Origin of the sequence: Streptomyces sp. NPDC006339, assembly GCF_040612775.1 — a bacterium.
Classification (GTDB): Bacteria; Actinomycetota; Actinomycetes; order Streptomycetales; family Streptomycetaceae; genus Streptomyces.
Genome location: NZ_JBEXQW010000102.1, coordinates 1 through 6,661, shown reverse-complemented (window position 1 = coordinate 6,661; position 6,661 = coordinate 1). Strand labels below are relative to the sequence as shown.

The 6,661-nt window shown below is 74.5% G+C and carries 5 protein-coding genes; 2 read left to right on the top strand and 3 right to left on the bottom strand.

Annotated features, from left to right (window positions below):
• Positions 1-360: 360 nt before the first annotated feature.
• Positions 361-1,179 carry a DUF1684 domain-containing protein gene (locus ABZ135_RS38455; RefSeq protein WP_356703027.1) on the bottom strand — a complete coding sequence of 273 codons (819 nt, stop codon included), beginning with the start codon at positions 1,177-1,179 and terminating at the stop codon, positions 361-363.
• Positions 1,180-1,268: 89 nt separating this feature from the next.
• A complete protein-coding gene (locus tag ABZ135_RS38450) occupies positions 1,269-2,537 on the bottom strand; it encodes a DUF5685 family protein (RefSeq protein ID WP_356703025.1) in 1,269 nt (422 codons plus the stop codon).
• A 345-nt stretch (positions 2,538-2,882) separates the two neighbouring features.
• Here ABZ135_RS38450 and sepF point away from each other — a divergent pair, with 345 nt between their 5' ends.
• Positions 2,883-3,317 (top strand): cell division protein SepF, encoded by a 435-nt coding sequence (gene sepF / locus ABZ135_RS38445; protein WP_356703023.1) that lies wholly within the window; start codon positions 2,883-2,885, stop codon positions 3,315-3,317.
• Between the two features lie 305 nt (positions 3,318-3,622).
• On the opposite strand, the gene ABZ135_RS38440 is transcribed toward sepF, so the two are convergent.
• Positions 3,623-5,347: an MFS transporter gene (locus tag ABZ135_RS38440; protein WP_356703021.1), complete on the bottom strand. Its 1,725-nt coding sequence runs from the start codon at positions 5,345-5,347 to the stop codon at positions 3,623-3,625.
• A gap of 403 nt (positions 5,348-5,750) precedes the next feature.
• Here ABZ135_RS38440 and ABZ135_RS38435 point away from each other — a divergent pair, with 403 nt between their 5' ends.
• Entirely contained in the window at positions 5,751-6,653 is a 903-nt protein-coding gene (locus tag ABZ135_RS38435; protein WP_356703019.1) for a phosphatase PAP2 family protein, read from the top strand.
• The last annotated feature ends 8 nt before the right edge of the window (positions 6,654-6,661 follow it).

Below are 6,661 nucleotides of genomic sequence, written 5' to 3'. Positions count from 1 at the left end.
GCCGCCGCGCCGGCCGGCCCCGTGGGGGGGGGGGGGGGCGCGGGCGCGCGCCGCGGCGCTCGCCGGTCCAGGGGTGGGGGCGGCCTGGGCGCCGGGCAGACCGAGGGCGGTGGCGGCCGCGACGGCGGCGGCGACGGCGAGCAGTCGGATGCGCGTGGTCCTCACTGTTCTCCTTCGGGTACGGCGGAGGAGCCCGTGGGTGGCGGGCCCATGAGGCACCGTCAGGTGACGTGTTCCTGACATGCACCGCGAGCGATACTGGCCTCCGTGACCGGAACGCACAAGACCGCCCGCACACACCGGCCGCGGGCGGCGGGCGGTGCCGGGCCCCCGTCGGCCCCGCACCGCCCCCGCGCCGGGTCAGTCCCCGACCAGCCGCCGCTCCCCCGCCGCGACCGCCGTGTCCAGGGTGTTCCCCGGCGGCGGGAAGGGGCAGATGAAGTGCGGCGCGAACGCGCAGGGCGGCAGCAGCGCCCGGTTGAAGTCCACCGTCACCGTGCCGTCCGGCGCCGGCGCGGCCGGCCGCAGGAAACGGAAGCGGTAGCTGTCCCGGCCGCTGGTGGCGTCCGCGAAGACCGCCCACAGCGTGCCGTCGTCCTCCACCGCCACCCGCAGGCTGTGCTCGGCGCCGTGCAGGTCGAAGACCAGCTCGCCGGCGAGTCCGAGCCCGCGCTCCCTGCCGTCCGCGTTCTCCACCCGTACGTGCCGGTCCTCCGCGTACGGGCGGAACACGCCGGGCCGCACCCACTGCTCGTCGTACGGCGTGGCCACGATGCCCCGGAAGGCGCGCCGCGCCCGCGACTCGGGGTCGAAGTCCCGTACCGCCCACTCCCCCTCGCGCCGCAGCACGACCAGCCGGCGCCCGGCCGACTCGGCCCGGGACTCGTGGATCGGGGCGTGGTCGGCGGTCAGCCGTACCGTGCCGATCAGCGGCTTTCCGTCGACCGTGATCCCGTCCTCGGCACCCGCGGTCAGGACGACCTCGTCACCGTCCGCCCGCCACTCCCCCGGAACGGCCGGAATTCGCCCCTCCGGGAAGTCCGAGAGCCAGTACGTGCCGGTCAGCGAGAGCGGTCCGTACGACGAGGCGACCGCCGCCGTGCGCTGCTCGTGCCACTGCTGCCACTCCTGCCGGGGATCGTCGCCGCGCGCGCCCCGGTTCACGTCGTCCGTGCTCATGGTCAGCACCCTTCCACAGGTCGGTTCCGGGGACGGGGCAGGCCCGTCGGACGGTGCTTCGGTCAGAGCAGGCGGCTCCTGCCGGCCCGTCAGCCGTCGCAGGCGCAGCAGCAACTGTCGCACGGGCAGTCGCAGTCGCAGTCCCGGCAGCAGCCCTCGCGCTTCTTGCGGGACCAGGGTCCCTCGTACTCCTTCGCGCAACAGATCTGGCAGGTGCAGAACAGCCAGGTGAACATGGCGCACCCGGCCAGGAAGCCGCGCGGCTCGGGCCGCCGCGGACCGCCGGCACCGAACTGCGGCGGCAGCCCGCCGGGGCCTCCGGGCCCGCCGCCGTGGCCCCCCGCCCCACCGCCGTACGGAGGGCCGCCCCCGCCGTACGGGTTGCCGCCGCCGCTCGCGTACGGGCCGGGGGCGCCGCCGCCGTACGGGCCGGGCGCCCCGCTCCCGTACGGGTTCCCCGGCACCGGCCCCTGCCCCGGTCCCGGTGTCCCGTGCGCGCAGCTCGTCGTGCCGAAGGCACGGTCGATCGAGGTGCGCAGCTCGTGGGCGAGGAGGACATGGGCGAGCCGGCCGTCGGCGAAGTCGACGTCCTTCAGGGCGAGGCGGATGCCGTGCAGCGCGTCGTCGGCGAGCCGGCGGGCCTCCTCGCGGGAGGTGCCGGTGGCGGTGAGCGGGTTCCAGGAGCCGGCCTCCGCGTCGGCGGCCTGGTCCTCGACGGCGTCCAGGAGATGGGCGAGGCGGCCGAAGAGGCGGCCCGCCTCGGCGAGGGGCGCGGCGTTGCCGGGGCGGCCGGCGAGGACCGCGGTGTGCGCGAAGGCGGCCGCGGTCGCCGTCTCCGTCGGTTCGGTGACGGCGAGCAGCGGGGTGCCGGGACCGGCCAGGGCCTCGATGCCGGTCTGCCGGTCGACCGCGTCGACCAGCACGGCGGTGTCGAAGCCGAGCGTTCGTCCGGTTCGCGCGCCCGCCCGGTCCCAGGAGCGGGCGACCCGGCGGGCCGCGGCGGCGACCGGCCGCCGGGCCAACAGGCCGTCGCGGTCGGCGACGTGGTCCCGGATCTTCGCGGAGGCGAGGACCAGGGAGACGGCCGCGGCGAGCCGGGCGCCCTCGCCCCGGGCGACGGGCGCGGTCCGCATCGCGCGGAGCGGGCAGGGTCCCGCGGTGCGGCGCCCGGCCCGGGTCAGGCCGGTCTGAGCCTCCGTCAGGACGGAGACGATCAGGCCGTCGTAGTTGGTGACGACCCTGGCGAGCTGGCCGTGGTCCGCGCGAAGTGCCAGGCAGAGGCCGCAGAGATGGGCCATCCACTCGGTCTTGAGGCCCTCGGTGAGGCGATGCGCGCAGGGCCTGACGATTCCGAACAAGACATTCCCCCGTACGTTCCCCCGTGGGCGGGCGCGCCGGATGCGCGACCGCGTCGGGCATCGTATCCAGGAGGATCGGGCGGGAACCGGTTCACCCGTACGCCCCGATCGTCACCCTTCCGGCCCGACGTTCATATTTTAAGTTGCACGGCCCGATCCGAGCCCCTGTCAGGCGCCATATACCGCGCGATCTCTGACGAATCGCCAGTTTTCGAACCTCACGTTCTGCACCAGTACCGTCACGAATCCCCTGCGCGCCGACTATCCACTTGGCGCGCGATCCGCATGATGGACGACGATAGGGACATGCGGAACCACAAGTGACCGCGCTGAAAGGAGGCGTCCATGGGATCGGTGCGCAAGGCCAGTGCCTGGCTGGGACTCGTCGAGGACAACGACGAGCGGTACTACGACGACGAGTACGCCGACGGTGCTGAGAGCGGCGACGCCTGGGTGACGGACCCGCGGGTGCGGGTGGCGTCCGACACGGCGCAGGAGCACGGCCGTCGGATCGCCACCGTCTCCCCGGACGGTTTCCGGGACGCCCGGGGCATCGGCGAGCTGTTCCGGGACGGCGTCCCGGTGATCGTCAACCTCACGGCGATGGAGCCGAACGACGCCAAGCGCGTGGTCGACTTCGCCGCCGGCCTCGCCTTCGGTCTGCGCGGCTCGATCGAGCGGGTGGCGACCCGGGTCTTCCTGCTGACCCCGGCCGACACGCAGATCGTCAGCGGCGACTCCGCCGGCCGCTCGCAGGACGGCTTCTTCAACCAGAGCTGAGCCCCTCACGGGGCTCGGCTCGCCTCCGGGCACACCGTCCGTGCGCGAGGGCCGACCGCCCTCACGGACTCCGCCTCCGGACTGCGCCCCCTTTCGGCACCCGGCGCCGCGACCATCCCCGCGCCGAGACACCCGCCCCACGGCCCGCCGGATGCCCGGCGCCCGAACCGCCTCCGGGCCGGCCGACCCACGAGCGCGCCGGCCACGATCCCGTACCCCGGTCACGCCGCCCCGGCCCCGGCCGCGCGGTCACCCTTCGGCAGGCGCGCCCCGGCGGCGCCGCCCCGCAGCACCGGACCCGGCCGTCAGTGCCCCGGCCGTCCCCGGCGTCCCGTGCCCGCCGGCTCGGCCGGGCCGCGGGTGGCGGGGACTCGGGGAGCGGCCGGGCCGGGCTCGATCGGGCGGGGCTCGGCGGAGTCCGTGCCCGCGAGGGCCCGTCCCTTCGGACGGCACTCGTCGTCGAGGTCCCCGTCCGGCACCGGCGGGCACTCCATCACGCGCGGCAGGCGCAGGGCCATCAGCGCGCCGAGGAGCAGCAGGCCCGCGCTCACGAACAGGGTCACGTGGAGGCCGTTCACGAAGGCGTGCCGGGCCGCCTGGCGCAGCGCCTCACCGGCCGTGCCGCCGAGCTGTCCGGCGACCTGGTACGCCTCGCCGAGGGAGTTCGCGGCGGCTCGGGCGGCGGCCTCCGGCACGCCGGGGACGCCGCTCAGGCCGGGCCCGTACGCCGCGTTCATGACGCTGCCGAGCATCGCGATGCCCATGCCGGCGCCGAGCTGGTACGAGGTCTCGCCGATCGCCGCGGCCCCGCCGGCGCTCTCCGGCGGCGCCTCGCTGAGCATCGACTCGTACGCCGAGAAGAGCGTGGTCTGGAGGCCGAAGCCGAGCAGGACGAAGCCGACGGTGAGCAGCAGCGGACGGTCGTGCTGGCCCATGAGGACGAGCAGCAGCACCGCGGAGGCGGTCAGGACGAAGCCCCAGCCCACCATCCGGCGCGGGCCGAGCCTGCGCAGGGTGTACGAGCCGGTGGCGCCGGCCGCCATGGCGGCGAAGGTCAGCGGGAGGAGCCGGAGCCCGGTCTCCAGGGGGCTGAGGCCCAGGATGAGCTGGAGGTACTGGACGGCGATCAGTTGCAGGCCGACCAGGGCCAGCATGGCGAGCACGATGCAGCCGACCGAGGTGCTGAAGGCCGCCCGGGAGAACAGCCGCATGTCGATCAGCGGGTGCGCGCGGCGCTTCTGCCGCCGTACGAAGAGGACGAGCAGCGCGGCTCCGGCGAGGAGCGGGCCGGCCGTGGGCAGCGCGAGCAGCGTGTCGCCGGCGCCGAGCCGCTTGACCCCGAGGACGGCGCCGAGCACTCCGGCGGCGGCCATCAGCGCGCCGAGCACGTCCCAGGGGCCGTCGGAGTCGCCCTTGGACTCGGGCAGCAGCCAGCGGCCGAGCGGCAGGATCAGCGCCATCAGCGGGATGTTGATCAGGAAGACCGAGCCCCACCAGTAGTGCTCGACGAGGAAGCCGCCGAGCACGGGCCCGGTGGCGGCGCCGACGGCGGCGACCGCCGTCCAGATGCCGATCGCGGTGGCCCGCTCGCGCCGGTCGGGGAAGACCGCGCGGAGGATGGAGAGCGTGGCGGGCATGATCATCGCGCCGCCGACGCCGAGCAGGGCGCGGGCGCCGATCAGCACCTCGGGGGCGGTGGCGAGCGCGGCGACCGCCGAGGCGAAGCCGAACAGCGCGTAACCGAGCAGCAGCACCCGTCTGCGGCCGACGCGGTCGCCGAGGCTGCCGAAGAGGATGAGGAGCGAGGCGCAGATCAGCGGATAGGCGTCGACGATCCACAGCAGCGCGGTGGCGCTCGGGCGCAGGTCCTCGGTGACGGAGGGGACGGCGACGTGCAGCACGGTCGCGTCGAGCGCGACGAGCAGCAGGCTGACGCAGAGGACGACGAGGACGACCCAGCGGTTGGCACCGACGTCGGTGCGGCGGCCCAGGGGACGCGGCCGCGTTCCGGCCGTGATCGTCCGCGCCATGTACGTACCTCCCAGTGAAGCCCTCGCGCTCGGCGGGCACCGGCCGGGGAGCGGCCCCGGGGCGGCCCGGCATCGACGGGCGAGTGAGCCGTCAGCGTACGCGAGTTCAAGGCCCGAGCGCGTGGTGCAGCTCTCACCCCGGCGGGCCGGGCGGTGTGGCGTACGCCACTCGGGCCGGGCCGCGCGCCGGGGGGAATTCCGCCCGCCGCGCCGTTCGTGGAATTCTCCGGACCCTCACCCACGCTTCCGGAAAGCCCACTTCGGCAATAGGGACGAAGGTCATCGGATTTTCCGACGGATGACCAGAACAAACGCCCGGCCGAGAGCGACTCCACATCACATCGTCATCACGAAGGCACCGGAACGACCAAGGTCGCTACTCACTCCCTGTAACGTCGATTGGGTGCGTACCGACATCTTTGCCCGGCTGGACCGGGAGCCGGAACCGCCGAAGATAGAGGTCCCGCGGATGACCCGCACGCGTCTCGCCCTCTTCGGCGGGACGTCGGCGTTCTATCTGGCCATCGTCGTCGCCGTACTGCTGTCGACGTGGCTGGTGACCCTCGACTGGAAGATCATGCTCTTCCGGCCCTATCAGCAGTGGCCGGAGCTGCACGCCTTCCTCGACTACTACGTCGTCCTCGGCCAGCGCGGCCCCACGGCCGTCATGGTGGCGGCCTGGCTGGGCTGGCGCTCCTGGCGCCAGCACACCCTGCGGCCGCTGCTCTCCCTCGGAGCGGCGCTGCTGCTGCTCAATGTCACGGTCGGATCGGTCAAACTCGGACTCGGCCGTCTCGGCCCCCACTACGCGACGCAGGTCGGCTCGGCCGAGCTCTTCGCGGGCGGCGATATATTCCCGTCCGGTCACACCGCGAACGCGGTGGTGACCTGGGGCATCCTGGCCTATCTGGCGACGACGCCGAGGGCCCGCCGCTATCTGTCGGCGCTGTCGGCCGTGGTCGCGCTCGGCGTGGGTCTGACCACCGTCTACCTCGGTACGCACTGGCTGAGCGACGTGCTGCTCGGCTGGGCCGCCGGCCTGCTCATCCTGCTCGCGCTGCCCTGGTGCGAGCCGGTCATCGCGGTGGCGGAGGCGTGGATCCTGGGCCTGCGCGACCGTCTGCGCGAGGAGCTGCGGTCCCGCCGCCGGCTGGTGCCCTCGCTGCCCGTGGCGTCCGGCGGCCCGGTGCCCGGCCTGTTCCCGCAGCGCCCGGCCGGGGCCGAGGAGCCGGTGCGGGAGCCCGTGGGCGCCGGTTCCGGCCGGGGCGCGGGACCTCGCCGAAGTTCTACACTCGGATGGAGATGAGCCCCAGG

Coding starts and splice junctions, on each gene's coding strand:
- ABZ135_RS38455 (WP_356703027.1), bottom strand. CDS start 1,179: ATGAGCACGGACGACGTGAACCGGGGCGCGCGCGGCGACGATCCCCGG.
- sepF (WP_356703023.1), top strand. CDS start 2,883: ATGGGATCGGTGCGCAAGGCCAGTGCCTGGCTGGGACTCGTCGAGGAC.
- ABZ135_RS38440 (WP_356703021.1), bottom strand. CDS start 5,347: ATGGCGCGGACGATCACGGCCGGAACGCGGCCGCGTCCCCTGGGCCGC.